Origin of the sequence: Streptosporangium sp. NPDC020072, from assembly GCF_040631445.1 — a bacterium.
In the GTDB taxonomy this organism is placed as follows: Bacteria; Actinomycetota; Actinomycetes; order Streptosporangiales; family Streptosporangiaceae; genus Streptosporangium.
Genome location: NZ_JBEYAB010000007.1, coordinates 333,254 through 353,352, shown reverse-complemented (window position 1 = coordinate 353,352; position 20,099 = coordinate 333,254). Strand labels below are relative to the sequence as shown.

The window sequence follows — 20,099 nt, the reverse complement described above, 5'->3', positions numbered from 1 at the left end:
TTGCGTCGGCCACACACCCCCGGCCGTTTTTCCTGACGTGGTCACGGGTAGCTTGGCCAGGTGACACCTCGGGGAACCGCCGCTCTCGTCTCGTCCGCAGTGCTGTCCTTGGTGATGGTGCTGTCCGGATGCACGACCCCCGAGCAGACGGCCCGCGCCAGCAGCGCGCCCGCGGCGAGCCCTCGGGCTGACGGCACGATGCCCACCAGGACGCTGTCGGCGCTGCCTCCCGAGGCCGCCGCCACCTGGAAGCGCATCCGGCAGGGTGGCCCCTTCCCCTACTCCCGCGACGGCGTGGTCTTCCAGAACCGGGAACGCCGCCTGCCCGTCAGGCAGCAGGGCTACTACCACGAGTACACCGTCCCGACCCCCGGCAGCCGCGACCGGGGAGCACGGCGCCTGATCAGCGGCGACGGGACCCGGGAGCTCTACTACACCGGCGACCACTACCGGACTTTCGTCATCGTCGACGTACGGAGGTGACCGACGTTGCCCAGGGGAACGTTCGAGGAGGGGCCGACCGCCCAGGAGAGTCTGCGCACCCTGCGCGCCATCCGCGGCCCGCAGGATCCCACGGTCGCGAAGGCGACGGAGATCACCGAGTCGTCCTCGGGGGCGCCGCGCGTCTCCAGGGTCACGGAGGTCCCCGAGGTTCCCGGGGTCGCCGAGCAGGTGGAGACCGACCACGGCGACGCCGTCACGCACCGGGTCGACGGCTCCGGGATCACCACCTCGGCGGAGGCCATGTCGGCGATCGCCGAGGCCCTGTCGTTCCCCGAGTACTTCGGGCACAACCTCGACGCCCTCTACGACTGCCTCACCGACCTCGAATGGCTGCCTGCCGGTGAACACCTGCTGGTCTGGACGCGCTCCTCGACACTGCGCGAGGCCGACCCGCCGGCGTTCGAGTCGATCCGCTCCGTCCTCTCCGACGCCGTAGCCGACGACACCGCCTCAGCGGCGTTCCTCTCGGTCCTCCTCCCCGACTGACCCACGTCTTTCGCGGCTTTTCTGGATGCCGGATCAGCCGGCGTCGAGCAGGGCGTTGATGTCGCTCTCCCGGTAACGCCGCTGCCTGCTGGGCGTCCTGACCGAGGGAATCTTCCCCGTGAGGGCCCACCGGTTGACGGTCTTGGGGTCCACACCGAAGATCCTGGCCACCTCACCGGGAGTGAGGAGACGTTCGGTGGTGCCGGGCCCGGTGGAGAAGGTGCCGTCAGGGGCGACGGCCTTGAGGGGGGACATTGGAGGGACTCCTTCAGTAGCGGCTGCGGTGGATGATCTCGTCGTGCCGGGCCAACGCTCCGGCGAGGCGGCGCAGTGTCGTACGGCCGAGCATGTCTCTGGCCCCGGCCCTGCGCTGGTCGGGTCGCAACGGCCGGTACCGGATGGCCCACCATGTGGGCAGGCCGGGCAGGTGGAGGCGTTCGTACCGCCAGGCGGGGTGGGTGCTGATGAGCAGGTCGATCAGGCGTCGCTCGTCGTCGGTCATGGTCGTCCCTGGGTGCGGGAGTGGTGGGAAGCGGGTGCCTTTTCAGGGGCGGGTGCCTTTTCAGGGGGCGGGTGCCCGGCCCCGAGCCGGGGAGCACGACGGCCGGGCACCCTGGAGGAGGACCGGCCTCCGCATATGGAGACCGGCGCGCCAGGCGGCTCCCCTTCCCCCGCACGAACAGCGTGCGTGGAAGCCACCTCGCGAAGGTGTGCGGCCCAGGTCCCTCCTACCTGAGCCGCACGTTCGAGGAGGTACGGCGGGCGACGGGTGGGATGAGTCTCCACCGCCCGCCGTACCGGCTTTCAGGGGGTTGAGTGCGGTCCAGGTCCCTCATCCCTGGACCGCACGCTTAAGGGGTCGCCGTACCGGCTATGGGGAGCGCAGCAACCTGCGCAACGCCGTAGCGCGACCCGACACAACGGTCTGACCAGGACATACGGCCTGAACGGTCCGGGAGACCCGGGCGGCCCGGATCTGGATGGCACGGGCGACGGCGACGGCCTGAATGCTCGGCGGCACCACCTGAGGCACCTGGGTGCTCAACTTCCGATCCAGCTCCTCGGCGGACCCGGCCCGCACCAACAGCACGTCCCCGGCGCTCGTCAGGGCCGCCGGGCCGGAAACGCAGAGCCGCCTTCCCGAACGTGAAAGCATCATCCGCAACATCAAGAAATGGGAAGCTGGCGAACACCAGCCCAAAGACCCCTACCGCCTGCTGTACTGCCAGGTGTTCTGCCTTGAAGAGGCCCGGCTCTTCGATTCCGCCCGGCCAGAACAGCGCACCATCACCGACGTGGACGCAAGTACCGTCGAGCCCACTCCGTACCCGCCCCATCAAGGCCCCGTAGCACCGGAGCTCGTCATGTACTTCCTCGAACAGCTTCCCGGCCACTACAAGGCCGACATGTGGCTAGGACCTCGCCACCTCATTCCCACCGTCGCAACCCAGGCTCAGCTGATCAGAGAACTCGCCCAAGCAGCTGACGCGCCCGTGCGCCGTGGCCTGTTGAGCGCCGGAGTCGCCTACGCGGCGCTGCTTGGCTGGCTCTACCAGGACGCGGGCGACATCAAGCGCTCCGGAAATTGGCGAACCCTCACTCTGGATATGGCCCATCGTTCCCAGAACCCGCAACTCATCAGCTATGCCCTCACCAACAAGGCGATGCTGGCCGTCGATCTGGAGGACGGCCGGATGGTGGTCGACTACGCAGAGGCCGCGCTGACTGAGGAGAGCAAACTGTGCCCAAAGGTCTGCGTTCTCGCTCTGGTGCATCAGGCGCATGGCCATTCGATGCTTCCCGCGAAGGACAAGGAGCAGGTCGATCGTCTCCTTGACCGGGCGGCCGAACTGGTAGGTCGTGTGGATGACGAACACCCGTGGGGCAACGCATGCCGCCGAACCCCCGGATACATCGACATCCAACGGGCGACCGCGTACCTGCGGCTCGGGGCCTACCGTGAGGCCATCACGCTCTGGGACCAAATCCTGGGCGCAGCCCCGGAATCAGCCCGGCGCGACAACGGCGTTTTCTGGGCGCGTCAGGCAAGCGCTCTGGCGGCGATTCCCGAGCCGGAACGAGTCATCCAGATCGTTTCGACCACCGCACCGATCGCTCAGGGCACAGGATCGGTGCGGCTACGTCAGGAGCTCAAGGCCATTCCGCGACACGCGACGGCATGGGCGGCCACCGCTTCAGGCCGGGAACTGGCTGAGATCATTTCCTTGGTTTGACCCCTCACGATGGAGATGACAATGACCCTCCACCCGTTGTCCGATGAGGAGATCGCCGAGCGCCTGGCCGGGCTGCCCGGCTGGGAACGGAACGGGCACACGATCGAGCGCACCTTCCAGCACACCTACCACGAGTGCGTCCACCTGGCCATGTACGTCGCGGCCAAGGCCCGCGAGGTCGGCCACCACCCCGACATGCACATCACCTGGCAACGCATCCGCTTCGCCGTCACCACCCACGACGCCGGACACCGCCTCACCGCCAAGGACTTCGACCTGGCCCACCACATCGACGCCATCGCCACCGCCCACGGCGCCGAACCAGCCTGAACACGCCCCTCCCTCACGCCTGGCGTTGAGGCCTCCCCTCACCGGGAACCCCCCATAAAGTGACCCTCTTACCGACATTTGATCTTCGGGCGATCCGGATTCCGACAAGAGCGAGCCGTACATCGAGGGGGTGGCGGTGACCCGGGTGGTGTTGTGGGACATCGATCACACACTGATCGACATGCGAGGCATCGGGCGTGAACTGTCGGCGCAGGCGTTCGAGCAAGTGACCGGGGCGGTCATGCGGCAGCAGGCCAGGATCGACGGCCTCACCGAGGCGGTGATCTTCCGGGAGACCGCCCGGCTGCACGGCCTGACGACCGGCAGGGATGATTTCGAGCGGTTCGCCGCCGCCCTGGCCGAGGCTCATCTACTGCGGCGGGTTGAGGTACGACAGCGGGGCCATGCCCTGGCGGGAGCGGCTGCCGCGCTGCAAGCCGTGGCCGACCGAGACGGGGTGGTGCAGACGGTGGTGACCGGTAACGTCCGCGAGGTCGCCCGGTTCAAACTGCACACGTTCGGGCTTGACCGTGCCATCGCCTGGGAGGCGGGCGCGTTCGGTGAGGACGACGACGTGCGGGCCGAGCTGGTGCGGATCGCGGTGAAACGCGCCGCCGCCCTGTACGGCGGGCCGCTGGAACCGCACGAGGCAGTGGTCATCGGCGACACCCCGGCTGATGTGGAGGCCGCCGTTCAGAACGGTGTGCCGGTCATCGCGGTGGCGACAGGCCGCACCGGGGTCGAGGAGCTTCGACAGGCGGGGGCGTCCTGTGTCCTACCGGACCTGAGCGACACCACACGCTTCCTGGAAGCCCTCCACGACCACGCCCACTGCCCCTGACCCCTCACGTGGAAGGCCACACCATCCGGGTCCGTACGAAGACGGGTTCGCCGGGAGACCGCTGGTTCACGCGAACATGCCGCTAAAGCGGTGATCTCCCTGTCGAAGAAGGAGATGAGGAAGAGAGGTTGTCACTCATCGCCCTGAAGGGTTCGCAAGCAACGCCCACATGATTAGGCCCGTGATCGCCTCAAGCGGCGGCGCTCATCAATCTTGGAGGGATCATGCCCCGACACCCCCGCGATCCTGGCACCGGTGCGGGTGCCAGGGGGTGCGTCAGGGCCTGTTCACACGGCCATCGGGCGTGAGGTGTTGCGGGGCTGGAGGGCCTCGGTGCGTCGGACGGCTCCGGCGACCGAGTTGGCCGTCGCCACGCAGTGGGCGCAGAAGTTGCCTTTTCTGCCCGGTTCGCAGGTGCAGAACCAGCGCAGGTCCTCGTCGACGATCTGGAACCGTACACAGGCGGCGTCGTCGTCGACCTCCGCCGTGATCAGCGTCGGGCAGAACCTGACGAGCTGGACGGCGCCCGCGCTCTCCAGGTCACCGCCGTGAGCCAGCGCCTCCTGCGACGCCAGCTTCGCCTCGAAGCCGATCAGCCTCGCGATGTCATCCACCGTGGATCGCCTCCCCCTTTCTCAGTGTGGACGCGCCTTAGAAGCCAAAGGTTCCCGTTTCCGAGAAAACTCTATATTTCCCGAAAAACGATTAGCTTCCGCCCCCCGCGTTGTTCATCAGCTGTTGGCACGGCGCCCGCCCCGGCACCCGTTTCCCCGCCCTGACCAGGGCGTCAAGCACGGATATTGCAGCTATCGACAAACTCCCCTATAGCGCGAAAAATCCTGCTTTGGGATCAGTATTTTGGCCCGCACGGTCCATTGGATCAGTCCGTGGCCAGGCGCGCGTGCCGCTCCACGTCGTGCCGCACGCCCCCGTAGTTCAGCTTGGCCCGCTCGACCCCCTCGGCCGGGAAGCCCGCCCGGGTCGCCACCGTGCACGAGGCCGGGTTGTTCGTCCGGTGCCCGAGTTCGAGGCGGAACAGCCCCCGTTCGGCGAAGGCCCAGCGGGCCAGTTTGGTGACGGCCGCGACCGCCACCCCCCGGCCCCTGGCGTGCGGAACCGTCCAGTAGGACACCCAGCCGGTGTCGTGCGCGTCGATGTTGCTCACCGCGACGTTGCCGACCACCTGGCCGCCGGAGACGACCGCGAAGGCGTGGGCGTCGTCACGGAAGCCCCACGTCCCCATCCATTCGAGCGCGGCCCGCCGCGTGTCGATCGGCCGTGCCGCCTGGTCGGCCATGTCGGGCGACTCGAACGCGCCGATCACGACCCCCACGTCGTCCGGCCCCCAGCCGCGCAGCTCCACCTCAATCATGCCGTGCAGGGTATTTCCCCCGGTCCTCCGCGAAAAGCCCTCAGACCGCGAAGCGGTAGATGTCCCTGAGCCAGCCGTCGTGGTAGGAGCAGACCCCGTCGAGCCCGCCGGACATGCTCACTTTCCCGTCCTGGCACATGACCAGGTAGCCCCGGCCCTCGGAGAAGTTGTCGATGCAGTCGAACACCTGGCAGGCCTCCGTCACGGGCGTGGTCACCCTGGCGCCTGACGTGCAGTAGGTGAAGCCGTAGGCGTTGGCGGGCGCGCCGCACGTGTCCACGGTTCCCGGCGGAGGAGCCGTGACGGTGACGGTGACCGTGGGGGTGGCCGCGACGACGGGAGCGAGGGTGACCGTCTCCCGCACCGTCTCCCTGACCGTCACGGTCACCGTGGGCGTGGCGACGGGCAGCGGAGCGGCGGGTACGGCGGGCTGCGCGGGCGGGGCGGTCGCCGTGACGCGGGGGGCGCCGCTTCTGCGGTAGGAGCCGGTGCCGAGATACCTCTCCTGCCAGCCGGTCATGCCCGCCCCGACGGTCAGGACGACGTCGACCGTCCGGCAGGTGCGGGCCGCGCAGACGCGCTGCTTCACGGTGAACCGCCTGGCGACGCCGTACGTGCTGGTCACGCGGGCGGAGAGGTAGGACTTCCCGCCGACCTTCAGGATCGAGGTCCTCACCGTCTTGGTGCCGGCGGCGGCCACCTGAGCACCCGCCGCCCGCACTCCCTCGGCAGAGGCCACCTCGCGCACGGTCGCCGCCGAGTTCACCGAGCTTACCGATGAGGTGGAAAAGCCACTTTCTCCACTTAAATCACCAAGCACTCCAAAAGCCACTAAAACCGCCACAACAGCCCCGGCGACCAGCGCGAAAATTCTCATATCACCACGAATATTCTGTTCATCGAGGTTTCACGAAACGACAATTCTCGCCACTTATATCACGCTTTGTAGTGCTTTTCCGTCGAAACGGTCACCCCTCCGGGATGAGGCGTTCGACCGCGCGTTCGACCAGCTCACGCGCCTGTTCCTCCCCGAAGACCCCGGGCAGCGTGAGCCGTTCCACGATCAGCCAGTTCATCGCCAGATAGAGCAGGGTCACCGCCGTCGCGTCGCCGGGAAGCCCCGAGTTCAGGTGATAGCCGATGTTCGCGTCGACGTCCGCCCTGATTCTCGGAGTGAGCACGTCGCGCAGTCCGGGCCTGCGGGTCGCCTCAAGGCGCAGTTCGAGCAGGGCCAGATAGCCGGCCCGGTAGGTGCTGACCCGCTCGACCAGCTCGTGCATGAGCTGCTTCACCCGCTCGCGGTCACGGGTGCCCTCAAGGCTCCTGGCCACGGTCTCGGCGTCCGGCTCAAGGTGCTCGTAGACGCGCACCCCCGCCTGGGTCAGCAGGTCGTCGCGGTTGGCGAAGTAGTTGGAGGCCGTACCGCCCGGCACCCCCGCCTGGGCGTCCACGGCACGGAAGGTCAGGCCGCGCGCGCCCTCGCGGGCCAGCACGTCGATGGCGGCGTCGAGCAGCGCGGCCCGTCTCGCCTGGTTCTGTCGCATCTCGGTTGACACCACTCCACATGTAGTACTACGGTCCAAACCACTACGAACATAGTACTTCAAATGGAGTGAATGTATGCGAAAGCTTGTCTACTACATCGGTGTCAGCATCGACGGCTACATCGCGGGTCCCGGTGGCGAGTACGACTTCTACCCCCTGGCCGACGACATGACGACGTGGATGAACGCCAGGTACCCGGAGACCGTCCCCGCCCACGTCCGGGCGCACTTCGGCCTCGACGCGCCGAACAACCGCTTCGACACGGTCCTGATGGGACGCGGCACCTACCAGCCCGCCCTCGACGCCGGGATCACCAGCCCCTATACGCACCTGAGGCAGTACGTCGTCTCGACCACCATCCCCGAGATCGCCGACCCCACGGTCGATCTCGTCTCCGGCGATCCCGTGGAGCTGGTCCGCGCGCTGAAGAAGGAGGACGGCCTGGACATCCTGCTGTGCGGGGGTGGCAAGCTCGCGGGCTCCCTGCTCCCGGAGATCGACGAAATGATCGTCAAGAGCTACCCCGTGGTCGCGGGCGCGGGCGTCTCAGCCTTCTCCGGAGCCTTCGGTCCCACGCTCTTCACCCCGGCCGCGAGCCGCTCCTTCAGCAACGGCGCGACCGTCACCTGGTACGACCGGGCCTGAAGCGCGGGCTAGGAAGACGGCCCGCTCCCGCTCGTTGCGGGTCAGCGCGGCGGCGCGCCCGAACTCCGCCCGCGCCTCCTCGGTACGGCCGAGCCGCGCCAGCAGATCCCCCCGTACGGCGGGCAACTGCGGATAGTCCCTGAGCACGCGTTCCCCGGCCAGCCCGTCCACGATCTCCAGGCCCTTCGCCGGGCCGTACGCCATGGCGACCGCGACCGCGCGGTTCAACTCGACGACGGGAGAGGGCGCCACGTGGGCGAGCACCCGGTAGAGCGCGGCCATCCGCTCCCAGTCGGTGTCCTCGGCGTGGAGGGCACGGGCGTGGCAGGCGGCGATCGCCGCCTGCAGGCCGTACGGGCCGAGGGTGCCGAGCGCCTCGGCCCGGCCCAGCGCCTCCAGGCCACGACGGATGAGCAGCCGGTCCCACATGCTCCTGTCCTGGTCGAGCAGGAGCACGGGTTCACCGTCCGGCCCGGTCCGCGCGCCGAGACGGGACGCCTGGATCTCCATCAGCGCGACCAGGCCGTGCGCCTCCGGCTCGCCCGGCACGAGACCCGCGGTGAGCCTGCCCAGCCGCAGCGCCTCCTCACACAGCGCCGGACGCGTCCAGTCGCCGCCTCCGGTCGCCGAGTAACCCTCGTTGAAGATGAGGTAGATCACTTCGAGGACGGACGAGAGCCGCTCCCCCATCTCGGCGGGCGCGGGCATCTCGATCCGCACCCGCCGTTCGGTGAGGGTCCTTTTGGCCCGGGAGATCCGCTGTCCGACGGTCGGCTCGGGCACCAGGAAGGCCCGCGCGATCTCCCGCGTCGTCAGCCCGCCGAGCAGACGCAGGGTGAGCGCGAGCCGTCCCTCCGTGGGCAGCACGGGATGGCAGGCGGTGAAGAGCAGTCGCAGCACGTCGTCGCCGACGTGGTCGTCGAGGACGTCGTCCAGTTCCGCCTCCGCCGCCTGCCTGCGGATCTCCATGTCCCGGCCGACCTCTTCGAGCTTGCGGTCGTAACGGGTCACGCGGCGCAGCCGGTCGATCGCCCGGTGCCTGGCGGTGAGGGTGATCCAGGCGCCGGGGTTGTCCGGCACGCCCGTCTCCGGCCACTGTTCGAGCGCGGCGACCAGGGCGTCCTGCGCCAGTTCCTCCGCGAGCCCGACGTCGTGCACCATGCGGGCGAGCCCACCGACCACCCGGGCGGACTCCATCCGCCAGACCGCCTCGACCACCCGGCGAACGTCATCACCCGTCACGGCCACCGATCCTAGGCGGAGGCGGCGAAGTCCTCGGGGCCGAAAACGCGCCGAATGTCCGCCTGCCCCTCCCAACCGGCCCAGAGGTCCCGGTGCAGCCGCAGGAAGCGTGAGGCCCACTCGACGGCCTCCTCCTTCGAGCCCACCTGGTAGAGCGCGTAGCTGATGAGCTCCTTCGACTCGGTGAAGGGGCCGTCCGTGACGCTCAGCCGTCCGCCGGTCAGCTCGACCCGTGCCCCCTGGTCGCTCGGTGCCAGCCCCGCGGTGTCGAGCAGGACACCGGCGGCGGTGGCCTCCTCCCCCAGCTTGGCGATGGCCTCCATCAGTTCGGCGGGCGGCGGGGTCTGCGGCTGCTCGCTGAGGCTGAGGGTGATCATGTACCGCATCGTGTGTCTCCTTCTTCGCCCGGATCGTCCGGGCGTGTGTCCGGCCTTCTGACCACGCTTCGAACGGGCCGACGCGATTTCGACACCCCACCCGAAACTTTTCTCAGGATTTTTCCGTACCCCGTACCCCGTACCCCGGGCCCCGGCCTCCGGGCAGCGGTCCACGGAACCCCACGGTCACTTACCGGGAGGTAAGCAGCTGACAGGAGAGTGGGTACTTGAGGAAACCCGGGCTGGGAACCAGCATCGAAACGTCCCCGCCGGCAGGACATCCCCTTTCCCAGACTCAGAGACGGATGGAAGATGACACACGACCACCGTGTTCCGGTGACGGTTCTCGGCCTGGGGCCGATGGGCCAGGCGCTGGCGGGCGCCTTCCTCGACAACGGCCACCCGACGACCGTGTGGAACCGTACGGCGGGCAAGGACGAGACCCTGGTCGCCAGGGGCGCGGCCAGGGCGGGCACCCCGGCCGAGGCCGTCGAGGCGAGCCCGCTGACGGTCGTCTGCGTGATCGACTACGACGTCGTGCACGCGATCGTCGAACCCGCGGGACCCGCCCTCAAGGGCAGGGCCCTGGTCAACCTCACCGCCGACACGCCGGAACGCTCCCGCCGGGCCGCCGCCTGGGCCGAGGAGAACGGCGTGCGCTATCTCGACGGCGCCATCATGACCCCGACGACGTCCATCGGGGGTCCCGAGGCCGTCATCCTGTACAGCGGGGACCAGGAGACCTACCAGGAGCACCGCGCGACGCTGGGGGCGCTGGGCGCGGGCGGCGTCTATCTGGGCGCCGACCCCGGGCGGGCCGCGTCCTACGACGTCGCCCTGCTCGACCTGTTCTGGACGTCGGTGAGCGGCCTGGTCCACGCCTTCGCGCTGGCCAGGGCCGAGGGCGTGTCAGCCAGGGAGCTGGCCCCGTTCGCCAAGGGGATCGGCGCCCTGCTGCCCGTCGCCATCGACGAGTTCGCCCGCCACGTCGACGAGGGCGAGCATCCCGGCTCCGCCTCGGCGCTGCTGTCGGCCCTGGCGGGGATGGACCACATCGCCCACGCCTCCCAGGCGAGGGGGCTGGACACCGGGGTGATCGACGCGGCCAGGGCGGTCGCGCGGCGGGCCGTCGAGGCCGGTCACGGGGGTGACTCCTTCTCCCGTCTGACCGAGACCATCGCCCGGCCCGCCTGAGCGGGCCCGCCTGTCAGCCGAAGGGACCCCGGCCGTTGCCCCCCGTGTCGTTCTCACGGCCGTGGTTCCCCCAGCCGCCCCGGTCGCCGTTGTCGCTCCGCCAGTCGTCGTTGTTGTCGTCGCCCGGACCCCGGTCGTTCTCGTCCGGCGGGGGCGCGGGCTGGCAGCTCTGGCCGCATCCGCCGAACCGCGAGGTGTTGATCGGGGTGAACTTGGTCGGCGGGACGTCCTTCAGGGCCGCCAGCATGGTGTCCTTCCAGATCGGCCCGGAGATGCTGGCACCGACGACCGAGCCGTAGTAGGTGCCGCCGATGGTGACGCCCACCAGCTTGTGGGTCTGCGAGCCGCGCGGGTCGCCGATGCTGACGGCGCCCGCCAGGTCGGGGGTGAACCCGGCGAACCAGGCGGAGGCGTAGCCGTCGGTGGTACCGGTCTTGCCCGCCGCGTCCCGGCCGATGCCGCCGACCCCCCGCATGGTGCCCTTGGTGAGCACGCCGGAGAGGATGTCGGCCGTCGCGTCGGCGACCTCGGGGTCGAGTGCCTGACGGCACTTGGGCTTGTAGGTGGTGACCTTGCCGTCGCGGTCGGTGATCTGGGAGATCGCCATCGGCGCGCAGTACTTCCCGCGGGCGCCGATCGCGGCGTAGGCGTTGGCCACGGTCACCGGGTCCATCTCGTTGGTGCCGAGGGTGAAGGTCTCGTACTCCTGGAGCTTGGCCCCGTCGGAGCGGTGGATGCCCAGCGACTTGGCGGTCTTGACCACCTCGCAGAGCCCGACGTGCTGTTCGAGCGTCATGAAGAAGGTGTTGACCGAGCCCCACGTGCCCGTCTGCAGGGTCCGCCAGCCGGGAGAGCCCTCGTCGTTGGTGACGGTGTGGCTCGGGTCTCCGGCGGTGCCGCCCGCGCAGTTCTTGAACGTCGAGTAACCGGCCGCGGTGTAGCCCGCGCCGACGTTGAAGCCGTCGCTGATCTTCATGCCCTTGCTCAGCGCGGTGATCAGGGTGAAGGTCTTGAAGGTCGATCCGGCCTGGAAGCCGGTGAGGCCGCCGTGCGCGGCGTCGGCGACGGGGTTGTAGGCCAGCTCGTGCTTGTCGGTGTCCCCGCCGTACGGCTTGCTGGCGGCCATGGCCTTGATGGCCCCGGTGCCCGGCTGGACCAGCGCCTCGGCGGCGAGGGGGTTGTCCGAGGCGTGGACCCGCTTCTTGATGGCCTTCTCCGCGGCGGCCTGCATGTCGGAGTCGATCGTGGTCTTGATCGTCAGGCCGCCCCGGTTGAGGAACTTCAGCCGGTCGGCGGCCTTCTTCCCGAAGTCCGGATTTTTCAGGATCTCGTTGCGGACGTAGATGCAGAAGTACGGGTACTTGCTGGACTCGCAGCCGCCGGGGAGGCCCGTGCCCCTGTAGCCGAGCTTGGTGGCCTTCGCCTTCGCGGCGTCGTCCTTGGAGATCTTGCCGAGCTCGGCCATCCGGTCGAGCACGACGTTGCGCCGCTTCAGCAGCTTCTCCTGCTGCTTCCTGCCCAGGTTGGGGTCGGTGGCGTTGGGGTCCTGCACGGCCCCGGCCAGCGTCGCGGCCTGCGGCAGGGTGAGCTGGTCGGCCCTGATGCCGAAGAACCGCTTGGCCGCCGCCTCGACCCCGTAGGCGCTCGCACCGAAGTAGGCGATGTTCAGATACTTCGCCAGGATCTCGTCCTTGGTGTACTTCTTCTCGACCGCCATGGCGTAGCGCAGCTCCTTGAGCTTGCGCGCGTAACTGGCCTCAAGCGCCTTGTTCTTGGCCGCCTCGGTGTCGGCGGCGTTGAGCAGCACCTGCTTGACGTACTGCTGGGTGATGCTGGAACCGCCCTGGGCGACCCCGCCCGCCTGCAGGTTCTTGGCGAGCGCCCGGATCGTGCCCTCGATGTCGATCGGGCCGTGCTCGTAGAAGCGGTAGTCCTCGATCGAGATGATGGCCGTCTTCATGATCGGGGCGATCTCGTCGAACCCCACGACCTCGCGGTACTGCTCGTAGAAGCGGGCGATCGGCTTGCCCTTGGAGTCTTCGACGACCGTGACCTCGGCCGGGGGCGGCTCCACGAGCTCCTCGGGTGCGAGGTTCATCTCGTTACTCGCTGAGATCAGTCCGAAGCCCGCGCCGCCCACCGCCGGTAGCGCGAGTCCCGCGACCAGCGCGCCCGCTGCCACCCCGGCACCGGCCAGCAGGGCGATCTTCGACAGGGCGCTCGTCTGCTTCTCCACCGGTTCCTGCATGCCCCACAGCCTATGGCGCCCCACGAACCTCCCAGGCCACCAAGAGAAAACCCGCACCTGACGAAAGTCAGGGGTCGCCCCTTACTTCGGGCTCCTGACCTGGTGATTCGCGGTGTTTAGCGTGACGTTCGTCAACGAGACGATCGGAGCGCGTTGTGTGGCGGAACAGAGGTTCGAGGCGGAGAACGGCGACCACGGCGGTCGCCCTCCTGATGGCCCTGATGACCACGGCGGTCACCGTACCGCCGGCCGCGGCGGTCGCCGCGCGGGAGGCGCGAGCCGTACGGGAGCCGACTCCCGCGGCGATCGAACGGGTGGTCGCCGAGTACGCCGCCAGGACCGGCTACCCGGGCATAGCCACCGCGATCACCCTGGGTGACCGGGTGCTGTACACCGGCGGGTACGGCCACGACTCCTCGGGCGCGGCGGTGACCGCGGCGACGCCGATGCCGGTCGCGTCGGTCAGCAAGTCCTTCACCGCGCTCGCCGTGATGCGGCTGGCCGAGGCGGGCAAGGTGGTCCTGGACGCCCCGGTGCGCGGCTATCTGCCCGGCTTCCGTATCGCCGACCCCCGTGGCGAGCGGATCACCGTACGCCAGTTGCTGGAGCAGACCTCCGGGCTCAGCGACGGCACCTTCCCGGAGAAGAGCCTGCCGCAGCCCGACTCCCCCGCCGACGCCGTGACGCGGGCCAGGACGGCGACGCTGGCCGCGGAGCCGGGCACCCGGCACCTCTACACGAACACGAACTACCACCTCGCCGCCCGGCTGGTCGAGGTCGTCACGGGTGAGCCGTTCGCCGAGTACATGCGGCGGCAGGTGTTCGGGCCCGCCGGGATGCGTTCGACGACCACGATCTCCCAGACGCCGCGTGACCTGCCGCCCGGGGTGCGCGAGGGACACCTCTACGCCTACGGGATGTCGGTCCCCGCCCCGGAGCCGAAGCGGTTCGTCGGCGGCTCGGACGGCGTGATCACCACCGCCGAGGACATGGCCGTCTGGCTGATCACGCAGAACAAGGGGGGCGTGGCCCCGAACGGTACCCGGCTGCTGTCCACCGAGGGCGTGCGGACCACGCACACCCCCTCCGACCGGCGCTGGACGTACGGCCTCGGCTGGGACACCGACGCGAGGGGCCGGGTGAGCCACAGCGGCATCTGGTTCACCTACACCGCCCACCAGCTGCTGCTTCCCGGCGGCTACGGCATCGCGGTCATCGGCAACGGCGGCATCGGCCTCGGCAACGAGGGCATCGGCGCGCTGGCGGAGGAGCTGGCCACCCTCGTGACCGGCGCAAGCCCGGAGGCCGGTTCCTCGTTGCGACTGATCATCGACCTGGTGCTGGCCTGCCTCACCCTGCTGAGCCTGGCCCTGGGGGTGCGCAACCTGCGGCGCACCGGACGCTGGGCGGGGCGGTTCGTCTCCCGGCCGTCGTGGCGGCTCCTGCCGAGGCTGCTGCCCCGGCTGTTCCCCCTCGTCCTGCTGGTCCTCCTGCCCCGCCTGCTCGGCATGCTCGCCGGGGGTGGACGGGACCTCACCCACCTGCAGCTGTTCTACTACTCGGTCGCGCTGGTCACCTGGACGGCGGTCGCGGCCCTGTCAAACCTCGCCGTGCTGACCACCCGCGTCGTCGCCCTCGTACGGCTCCGCCGTACCTTTCATCCCGGACGGTGACCTCCTGACCGGTGATGACCTGGATGGCGATGGCCTGGATAGTGTCGGTGTCATGACGAGCCGGATACGCCGGGCGGCGGCGCGTTCGCCTGTCCCGCCGTGGGCGTCGGTCCTGCTCGTGGGACTGCTGGCCGTCGTCGCCATGTCCCATGACGAGCTGGCCGGGTGGGCATTGGTCGCCGCCCTGCTCGCCCCCGTCGCGGGGGTGGCGTTGCTGGGGCCGTACCCGGTGGTCGCGCTCGGGGTGTGCGCGGTGACGAGCGTCACCGTGGCGCTGAGCATGACCGACAACGTGCCGGTGTGGAGCAGCGCGCTCTGCGTGGCCGTCTTCGTGATCAGTCTGCTGGCCGGGCGCGGGGCGCCGAAGGTGGCTCCCGCTCTGGGCGCGTGCGCGGCCGGGGTGGTGCTCGACGTCGTGTTCGGCCTGGTCAGAGGCGAGGTGTGGGGGGTGGGGGCGCTGCTGCTCGGCCTGACGGTCGCGCTGCCGTGGCTGCTCGGCCGTTCCGCGCACCAGCAGGCCGAACTGGTCGTGGTCACCGCGGAGCGGGCCATGCTCCAGGAACGTGCCCGTATCGCCCACGACATGCACGACACGCTCGGACACGAGCTGAGCCTGCTCGCGCTGCGCGCCGGGGCCCTTGAGATGGCCTCCGACCTGGACGAACGCCACCGCAGGGCCGCCGCCGAGCTGCGGGAGGGCGCCGGGCTCGCGACCGAGCGCCTGGCCGAGGTCCTCGCCCTGCTGCGCGACGGCGGCCCCGCGCCGCTGAGCCCGGCCCCGGCCCGCGACGCCGAGGACGTGCGGGCCCTCGTCGATCGGGCCTCGGGCGCGGGCCTGCCGGTCTCGCTCGAACGGCACGGTGTAGGGCACCTGCCGCCCGTGGTCGGCCGGGTCGCCCACCGCGTCGTCCAGGAGGCGCTGACCAACGCCGCGAAACACGCCGCCGGGGAGGCCGTGCGGGTACGGCTGGCCACCTCGGACGGCGCGACCGTGGTCACCGTCGTCAACCCCCTCCCCCGGCGTGTACGGCGGGGCGCGGGAGGAGGGGCGGGCCTGGCGGCGCTGCGGGAGTATGTCTCGCAGCACGGCGGGACCTTCCGCGCGGGACCGCGCGGCGGGGAGTTCGAGGTCGTGGCCACGCTGCCACACGTGGGGGAGTCATGATCAGGGTGCTGCTGGCCGACGACGACGAGATGGTCAGGGCCGGGGTCGGCGCCATCCTCGCCACCGATCCGGCCATCGAGGTGGTGGCCGAGGCCGGGGACGGGCGGGAGGCCGTCGAGATGGCCCTCGCGCACCGGCCGGACGTCGCCCTGCTCGACATCCGCATGCCCCGGCTCGACGGCCTCTCCGCCGCCGTCGAGATCATCCGTGCGGCCCCCTCGGTCTCCGTCGCCGTGCTCACGACCTTCGGTGAGGACGCCTACCTGACCAGGGCGCTCGACGACGGTGTGCGTGGTTTCCTGCTCAAGTCGGGCAACCCCCGGGAGCTGATCGCCGGGGTGCACGCGGTCGCCGGGGGCGGCGCCTACCTGTCGCCGAGGATGGCCGCGCGGGTGATCGGGGAGCTCCGCTCGCCCCGGCTGGGCCGTGCCACGGCGGCCCGTGCCAGGGTCGAGACGCTCACGGAGCGGGAGCGCGACGTGCTCGCCCTGCTCGGCGCCGGGCTGTCCAACGCCCAGATCGCCAGGCGGCTCGGGCTCGTCGAGGGCACGGTCAAGGGGCACGTCAGCGCCATCCTCACCCGTCTCGACCTGCGGAACCGGGTCCAGGCCGCCGTTCTGGCCCACGAGGCGGGCCTGGTCACGGAGTGAGTCTCCCCCTGGCCTCCCTGGCGCGGAAGGCCGCGGTCTTGACGCGGTTCTGGCAGGCGGTGCCGCAGAAGCGGCGGGTGCCGTTGCGGGAGACGTCCACGTAGACGCGGTCGCAGTGCGGGGCCGTACAGACGCCGAGGCGGTCGCGGAACTCGCCGCCCAGCACGATCGCCAGGCCGGTGGCGCAACTGGCCCCCCAGTCGGCGGACACGGTCCCGCCGGGGCCGTGGAAGTGCAGGTGCCAGGGTTCGCCGTCGTGCCGCTGGAGTGAGGGCCGGGCCCGCGTCTCGGTGAGCAGGTCGTTGACCCTCAGGGCGGCGGTGTCGACGTCCTCGGCCGCGACGGCCTCGAAGACCTCGCGCAGTCTGACCGCGATCCCGGTCAGTTCGGCGGCCTCGTCCTCGGTGAGCCTCTCGTGGTCGGGGTATCCGGCGTCCCGCAGCACCCCGGTGGCCGCGGCGGCGAGGTCGTGGGGCGGCGCGAAGGGACGGCCTCGGGCCTCTCCCGGCGTCAACGCGTTGACCAGTGCGACCGCGATCCGGACGACCCCATCGGTGTGACTGTTGAAATCCACTTGACCGGTTACCTTCTCGCGTTCTAGCTTGTAACTGCCTAAAGCATAGAAGACGGTCACAAGGAGGCCTGTGTGCTCACCTACGATGTCGCACACGAGTGGATCACGCGTTGGGACCGCCAGCAGGAGGGCTACCTGCCCGACCGCGAGGAGCGTTTCACCGCGTTGGTCGACGCCGTCGAGGCGGCGGGCCGTCCCGACCCTCTCGTCCTCGACCTCGGCTGCGGGCCCGGCTCACTGGCCGCCCGAATCCTGGAACGCCTCCCCGAGGCCAGGGTGGTCGCGGTCGACGCCGACCCGCTGCTGCTCGGTCTCGGCCGGGCCGCCTACCCCGATCCGCGCCTCAGGTTCGTCTCCCTCGACCTGCGCGTCCCCGGCTGGAGCGACCTGCTCGGCCTGGACGGGCCCGCCGACGCCGTGGTGAGCACCACGGCGCTGCACTGGATCTCCCCGCAGGACATCGCGAAGGTGTACGCCGAGGTGGCGACCGTACTGCGCCCCGGCGGGCTGCTGCTCAACGGCGACCACCTGGAGACCGACGACACCACCCCGGTCCTGGCCCGGCTCGAACGCGTCGTGCACGACCGGGAGGCCGAGCGCAGGTTCGCCGGGAACCGTCCCGAGGACTGGCGTCAGTGGTGGGACGCGGTCGCCGCCGACCCCGACTTCGCCGAGCTCAACACCGAGCGGGCCACCGCGGGCGCCGACCACCACGGCTCCGAGTCCCCGCTGCTGTCCACGCACGTCGACGCGCTGCTGGACGCGGGCTTCGTCGAGGTCGGCTGCCTGTGGCAGCGCGGCCACAACCGTCTCCTGTGCGCCGTACGCGCCTGACCCGCGCCCTCACGCGCCTCGGGACGGCGGGGGGTTCAGCGCTCCGGCTGTCCCTCGTCGGCCCGGTGGATCCTCGTCCAGGTTGCGCCGCACCCGCAGCGGTAGCCCTCGACCAGGTCGCCGGTCTCGGTGACGGCCAAGCCGTCGCTGACACGGACGTGAACGTGAGTGCTCATGGGGCTTTCCTAAGCTTTCCGAGCTTCCCCGTGGCTCTCCCCGGCCTTCCTCCGGCGGTTCCCCGAACGGGGCCGCCGAGCAGGCGGAAGGGGGCTGAGCTGGGCGAACATCCTCACGATACCTTCCCTTGACGGTTCCCTGACCTCCGGGCCCGCCCGCTCGGGAAGCGCTCAGTCTCCGTTGAGGACCTGGGTCACCCACTCCAGCGACCCCGTGTCGAGCACCTCGTCCGCCAGCCGCTTGGCCGAGGCCGTCCGCAGCGCGGCCAGCGAGCTGTCGATCCACGGCTGGACGTTCTGGTGCCCCTGCTCGCGGTACTCGACGGCCTGGACGAGGCATTCGAGCTTGTCGGCGTCACGGGCGCAGACGGCTTCGAGACTGGTCTTCTCCTCGTACTCGGCGACCGCGCCGCGCACCATCCCCGCCACGACCTCGGGCACCCCGCTCACCTGGTCGGCGGTGACCTCCTCGTTCGAGGCCGCCTTCAGGTAACGCTTGCCGAGGTAGGGGATGTCGGTGATCCGGGTCTCCTGGGTGTCGTGGAACAGGCTCATGAACGCGGCCCGCTCGGGATTCCCGCCCTCAAGCGCCGCGATCACGCTCGCGATGACCGCCGCCCTGAAGGAGTGGTCGGCGATGCTCTCCGGATCCCGCACCCCCGCGACCAGCCATCCCGTGCGCCGGTACCGCTTGAGCAACCCCATCTCGTACAGCAGCCCCGCCAGACCCGTCAGTTCCTCCGCCATGGCCCCCACCCCCTTCCCAGGATCGTAGAACGCCCCTCCCCCACGACCTAGGACATCTTGACCGTCGTACGCTCGCTGTAGCGTGTCGGGAACGTACCGTCGAAAGGACCCCGGGGCCATGGACGACGATCTCCACGACCTCCACACGCAGGCGATCGACGTCTTCGTCGAGGCCACCGCCACCTCCGACCCCGAGCGTCGCGCCACCCTCCTGAGCCGTGCGGTGAGCGCCGACGTCGTCTTCTGGGGACCGCTCGGCCGGGGTGTCGGCCGTGAGGCCGTCAACGACTTCATCACCGAGGTCGTCCACGGCCACCCCGCCGGGCCGGGGCGCCTCGTCAGGACGACCCGGGTGGACGCCCCGGGAGAGTGGGCGAGGTTCGGCTGGCGTTACGAGACGGCCGACGGCGAGACCGTGCTGTCCGGCACGGACGTCGTCCACGTGACCACCGCCGGAGACATCGACGAGATCATCGTCTTCGCGGGCCCCCTGACCTGACAGCCTTCACCGTACGGCGGGCACCTCGGAAAACGGCTGATCGCCGCCGTGGGGGGTGTCGGCGGCGATCAGGGTCACAGGGGGCCTTGGATCACTCCGTGAAGGTCACCGTGGCGTACAGGTAACGGGTCTTGCCGTTCTCGTCACCGCTGTGCGAACGGCCCACGATGACCTGGTTGTAGCCGGCCTGCGCGTTGTGGTTGCTCTCCTTGTACTCACCGCTCCAGGTCAGGTTGGTCAGCCGCACCTGACGGCCCTGCCAGTACAGGGCGCCGGTGCGGTAGCGCGTCATGCCGTTCTCGTCACCGGTGTGCCACCTGCCGACGAGCGCCTGGTCCGTGGGGGCGATGTAGCTGGACTTGCTCTCCCGCTGGCTGGCGGTCCAGTCTCCCGAGTGCACCTCGACCTGCTCGCCGTTGATGAAGATCCAGCTGCAGTAGTACGTGGTCCTGGTGTTCTCGTCACCGATGTGCGAACGACCGGTGAGCACCTGGTTCGCCGGGCAGTCGAAGGCGTCCGCCCGTTCCAGCACGGTCTCCTGGTAGATGCGCTCGACCTTGATCGTCGCGGCCGAGGCGGGAGAGGCCATGGTCAGCGCCGCCGCGGCGGCGGCCGCCACCACGGGTACGGCCCTGCCGTACGTCCTCGTCTTCATCTTCTCGGTTCCCTTCTGCGTGCGTTTGCGGCCGAAAGGCGGGACACGGATCACGGTGCGGCACGGTCGCACGACCCCGGCACGGACCCGCGTGAACCTGCGCGGAAC

At 69.9% G+C, this 20,099-nt stretch carries 25 protein-coding genes; 12 read left to right on the top strand and 13 right to left on the bottom strand.

Annotated elements, in window-relative coordinates:
• Positions 1-60 precede the first annotated feature (60 nt).
• Entirely contained in the window at positions 61-483 is a 423-nt protein-coding gene (locus tag ABZ470_RS19280; protein WP_362912572.1) for a ribonuclease domain-containing protein, read from the top strand.
• A 6-nt stretch (positions 484-489) separates the two neighbouring features.
• Positions 490-990: a barstar family protein gene (locus ABZ470_RS19275; protein WP_362912570.1), complete on the top strand. Its 501-nt coding sequence runs from the start codon at positions 490-492 to the stop codon at positions 988-990.
• A 33-nt stretch (positions 991-1,023) separates the two neighbouring features.
• Here ABZ470_RS19275 and ABZ470_RS19270 read toward each other — a convergent pair whose 3' ends face one another.
• Positions 1,024-1,245 carry a BldC family transcriptional regulator gene (locus ABZ470_RS19270; protein ID WP_362912568.1) on the bottom strand — a complete coding sequence of 74 codons (222 nt, stop codon included), beginning with the start codon at positions 1,243-1,245 and terminating at the stop codon, positions 1,024-1,026.
• Positions 1,246-1,258: 13 nt separating this feature from the next.
• Entirely contained in the window at positions 1,259-1,492 is a 234-nt protein-coding gene (locus ABZ470_RS19265; protein WP_362912566.1) for a hypothetical protein, read from the bottom strand.
• Positions 1,493-2,027: 535 nt separating this feature from the next.
• On the opposite strand from ABZ470_RS19265, the gene ABZ470_RS19260 reads away from it, so the two are divergent.
• The 3 genes from ABZ470_RS19260 to ABZ470_RS19250 all read left to right on the top strand — a co-directional run bounded on the left by ABZ470_RS19260 (position 2,028) and on the right by ABZ470_RS19250 (position 4,395).
• Complete coding sequence (locus ABZ470_RS19260) at positions 2,028-3,224, top strand: hypothetical protein (protein ID WP_362912564.1); 1,197 nt, start codon at positions 2,028-2,030, stop codon at positions 3,222-3,224.
• Positions 3,225-3,245: 21 nt separating this feature from the next.
• Positions 3,246-3,554: a 4a-hydroxytetrahydrobiopterin dehydratase gene (locus ABZ470_RS19255; RefSeq protein WP_362912562.1), complete on the top strand. Its 309-nt coding sequence runs from the start codon at positions 3,246-3,248 to the stop codon at positions 3,552-3,554.
• A gap of 130 nt (positions 3,555-3,684) precedes the next feature.
• A complete protein-coding gene (locus ABZ470_RS19250; protein WP_362912560.1) occupies positions 3,685-4,395 on the top strand; it encodes an HAD family hydrolase in 711 nt (236 codons plus the stop codon).
• A 287-nt stretch (positions 4,396-4,682) separates the two neighbouring features.
• Here ABZ470_RS19250 and ABZ470_RS19245 read toward each other — a convergent pair whose 3' ends face one another.
• The 4 genes from ABZ470_RS19245 to ABZ470_RS19230 form a co-directional block, all read right to left on the bottom strand.
• Positions 4,683-5,009 carry a hypothetical protein gene (locus tag ABZ470_RS19245; RefSeq protein ID WP_352010872.1) on the bottom strand — a complete coding sequence of 109 codons (327 nt, stop codon included), beginning with the start codon at positions 5,007-5,009 and terminating at the stop codon, positions 4,683-4,685.
• 266 nt (positions 5,010-5,275) lie between these two features.
• Positions 5,276-5,767 (bottom strand): GNAT family protein, encoded by a 492-nt coding sequence (locus tag ABZ470_RS19240; RefSeq protein ID WP_362912558.1) that lies wholly within the window; start codon positions 5,765-5,767, stop codon positions 5,276-5,278.
• Between the two features lie 40 nt (positions 5,768-5,807).
• Positions 5,808-6,506 (bottom strand): hypothetical protein, encoded by a 699-nt coding sequence (locus tag ABZ470_RS19235; protein WP_362912556.1) that lies wholly within the window; start codon positions 6,504-6,506, stop codon positions 5,808-5,810.
• 229 nt (positions 6,507-6,735) lie between these two features.
• Positions 6,736-7,311 carry a TetR family transcriptional regulator gene (locus tag ABZ470_RS19230; RefSeq protein WP_352010875.1) on the bottom strand — a complete coding sequence of 192 codons (576 nt, stop codon included), beginning with the start codon at positions 7,309-7,311 and terminating at the stop codon, positions 6,736-6,738.
• Between the two features lie 76 nt (positions 7,312-7,387).
• Between ABZ470_RS19230 and ABZ470_RS19225 the strand changes: the two genes are divergently transcribed.
• Complete coding sequence (locus ABZ470_RS19225; RefSeq protein ID WP_362912554.1) at positions 7,388-7,957, top strand: dihydrofolate reductase family protein; 570 nt, start codon at positions 7,388-7,390, stop codon at positions 7,955-7,957.
• Here the strand turns inward: ABZ470_RS19225 and ABZ470_RS19220 are convergent.
• Positions 7,859-9,154 (bottom strand): RNA polymerase sigma factor, encoded by a 1,296-nt coding sequence (locus ABZ470_RS19220; RefSeq protein WP_362912771.1) that lies wholly within the window; start codon positions 9,152-9,154, stop codon positions 7,859-7,861. The genes ABZ470_RS19225 and ABZ470_RS19220 overlap by 99 nt on opposite strands.
• 56 nt (positions 9,155-9,210) lie before the next feature.
• Positions 9,211-9,585 carry a YciI family protein gene (locus ABZ470_RS19215; protein ID WP_362912552.1) on the bottom strand — a complete coding sequence of 125 codons (375 nt, stop codon included), beginning with the start codon at positions 9,583-9,585 and terminating at the stop codon, positions 9,211-9,213.
• Between the two features lie 327 nt (positions 9,586-9,912).
• Between ABZ470_RS19215 and ABZ470_RS19210 the strand changes: the two genes are divergently transcribed.
• Positions 9,913-10,770, top strand: a complete 858-nt coding sequence (locus ABZ470_RS19210; RefSeq protein WP_362912550.1) for an NAD(P)-binding domain-containing protein — start codon at positions 9,913-9,915, stop codon at positions 10,768-10,770.
• 13 nt (positions 10,771-10,783) lie between these two features.
• Here ABZ470_RS19210 and ABZ470_RS19205 read toward each other — a convergent pair whose 3' ends face one another.
• Entirely contained in the window at positions 10,784-13,018 is a 2,235-nt protein-coding gene (locus ABZ470_RS19205) for a transglycosylase domain-containing protein (protein WP_362912548.1), read from the bottom strand.
• 221 nt (positions 13,019-13,239) lie between these two features.
• Here ABZ470_RS19205 and ABZ470_RS19200 point away from each other — a divergent pair, with 221 nt between their 5' ends.
• From ABZ470_RS19200 to ABZ470_RS19190, 3 genes are read left to right on the top strand one after another with little or no spacing between them, the layout of a single operon-like run.
• Positions 13,240-14,691 (top strand): serine hydrolase domain-containing protein, encoded by a 1,452-nt coding sequence (locus ABZ470_RS19200; protein ID WP_362912546.1) that lies wholly within the window; start codon positions 13,240-13,242, stop codon positions 14,689-14,691.
• Positions 14,692-14,743: 52 nt separating this feature from the next.
• Positions 14,744-15,856 (top strand): histidine kinase, encoded by a 1,113-nt coding sequence (locus ABZ470_RS19195; protein WP_362912544.1) that lies wholly within the window; start codon positions 14,744-14,746, stop codon positions 15,854-15,856.
• Complete coding sequence (locus ABZ470_RS19190) at positions 15,853-16,506, top strand: response regulator transcription factor (RefSeq protein ID WP_352010882.1); 654 nt, start codon at positions 15,853-15,855, stop codon at positions 16,504-16,506. The genes ABZ470_RS19195 and ABZ470_RS19190 overlap by 4 nt, the downstream gene beginning before the upstream one ends.
• Here the strand turns inward: ABZ470_RS19190 and ABZ470_RS19185 are convergent.
• Positions 16,496-17,080, bottom strand: a complete 585-nt coding sequence (locus ABZ470_RS19185) for a CGNR zinc finger domain-containing protein (RefSeq protein ID WP_362912542.1) — start codon at positions 17,078-17,080, stop codon at positions 16,496-16,498. The genes ABZ470_RS19190 and ABZ470_RS19185 overlap by 11 nt on opposite strands.
• A gap of 72 nt (positions 17,081-17,152) precedes the next feature.
• On the opposite strand from ABZ470_RS19185, the gene ABZ470_RS19180 reads away from it, so the two are divergent.
• On the top strand, positions 17,153-17,914 hold the full coding sequence (locus ABZ470_RS19180) for a class I SAM-dependent methyltransferase (RefSeq protein ID WP_362912540.1): 762 nt from the start codon (positions 17,153-17,155) through the stop codon (positions 17,912-17,914).
• 35 nt (positions 17,915-17,949) lie between these two features.
• Here ABZ470_RS19180 and ABZ470_RS19175 read toward each other — a convergent pair whose 3' ends face one another.
• Together ABZ470_RS19175 and ABZ470_RS19170 are read right to left on the bottom strand one after the other, a co-directional pair.
• Positions 17,950-18,090 carry a hypothetical protein gene (locus ABZ470_RS19175; RefSeq protein WP_362912538.1) on the bottom strand — a complete coding sequence of 47 codons (141 nt, stop codon included), beginning with the start codon at positions 18,088-18,090 and terminating at the stop codon, positions 17,950-17,952.
• 171 nt (positions 18,091-18,261) lie between these two features.
• On the bottom strand, positions 18,262-18,837 hold the full coding sequence (locus ABZ470_RS19170; RefSeq protein ID WP_352010886.1) for an HD domain-containing protein: 576 nt from the start codon (positions 18,835-18,837) through the stop codon (positions 18,262-18,264).
• A gap of 118 nt (positions 18,838-18,955) precedes the next feature.
• Between ABZ470_RS19170 and ABZ470_RS19165 the strand changes: the two genes are divergently transcribed.
• Positions 18,956-19,336: a nuclear transport factor 2 family protein gene (locus ABZ470_RS19165; RefSeq protein WP_362912536.1), complete on the top strand. Its 381-nt coding sequence runs from the start codon at positions 18,956-18,958 to the stop codon at positions 19,334-19,336.
• A gap of 91 nt (positions 19,337-19,427) precedes the next feature.
• Here the strand turns inward: ABZ470_RS19165 and ABZ470_RS19160 are convergent, their stop codons facing one another.
• Complete coding sequence (locus ABZ470_RS19160; RefSeq protein WP_352010888.1) at positions 19,428-19,991, bottom strand: hypothetical protein; 564 nt, start codon at positions 19,989-19,991, stop codon at positions 19,428-19,430.
• Positions 19,992-20,099: the final 108 nt, after the last annotated feature.

Excerpts from the sequence above, each read along its gene's own strand:
- ABZ470_RS19220 (WP_362912771.1), bottom strand. The coding sequence starts at position 9,154 with ATGGAGTCCGCCCGGGTGGTCGGTGGGCTCGCCCGCATGGTGCACGAC.
- ABZ470_RS19165 (WP_362912536.1), top strand. The coding sequence starts at position 18,956 with ATGGACGACGATCTCCACGACCTCCACACGCAGGCGATCGACGTCTTC.
- ABZ470_RS19195 (WP_362912544.1), top strand. The coding sequence starts at position 14,744 with ATGACGAGCCGGATACGCCGGGCGGCGGCGCGTTCGCCTGTCCCGCCG.
- ABZ470_RS19170 (WP_352010886.1), bottom strand. The coding sequence starts at position 18,837 with ATGGCGGAGGAACTGACGGGTCTGGCGGGGCTGCTGTACGAGATGGGG.
- ABZ470_RS19240 (WP_362912558.1), bottom strand. The coding sequence starts at position 5,767 with ATGATTGAGGTGGAGCTGCGCGGCTGGGGGCCGGACGACGTGGGGGTC.
- ABZ470_RS19190 (WP_352010882.1), top strand. The coding sequence starts at position 15,853 with ATGATCAGGGTGCTGCTGGCCGACGACGACGAGATGGTCAGGGCCGGG.
- ABZ470_RS19215 (WP_362912552.1), bottom strand. The coding sequence starts at position 9,585 with ATGCGGTACATGATCACCCTCAGCCTCAGCGAGCAGCCGCAGACCCCG.
- ABZ470_RS19225 (WP_362912554.1), top strand. The coding sequence starts at position 7,388 with ATGCGAAAGCTTGTCTACTACATCGGTGTCAGCATCGACGGCTACATC.
- ABZ470_RS19160 (WP_352010888.1), bottom strand. The coding sequence starts at position 19,991 with ATGAAGACGAGGACGTACGGCAGGGCCGTACCCGTGGTGGCGGCCGCC.
- ABZ470_RS19255 (WP_362912562.1), top strand. The coding sequence starts at position 3,246 with ATGACCCTCCACCCGTTGTCCGATGAGGAGATCGCCGAGCGCCTGGCC.
- ABZ470_RS19205 (WP_362912548.1), bottom strand. The coding sequence starts at position 13,018 with ATGCAGGAACCGGTGGAGAAGCAGACGAGCGCCCTGTCGAAGATCGCC.
- ABZ470_RS19230 (WP_352010875.1), bottom strand. The coding sequence starts at position 7,311 with ATGCGACAGAACCAGGCGAGACGGGCCGCGCTGCTCGACGCCGCCATC.
- ABZ470_RS19270 (WP_362912568.1), bottom strand. The coding sequence starts at position 1,245 with ATGTCCCCCCTCAAGGCCGTCGCCCCTGACGGCACCTTCTCCACCGGG.
- ABZ470_RS19265 (WP_362912566.1), bottom strand. The coding sequence starts at position 1,492 with ATGACCGACGACGAGCGACGCCTGATCGACCTGCTCATCAGCACCCAC.
- ABZ470_RS19200 (WP_362912546.1), top strand. The coding sequence starts at position 13,240 with ATGACCACGGCGGTCACCGTACCGCCGGCCGCGGCGGTCGCCGCGCGG.
- ABZ470_RS19175 (WP_362912538.1), bottom strand. The coding sequence starts at position 18,090 with ATGAGCACTCACGTTCACGTCCGTGTCAGCGACGGCTTGGCCGTCACC.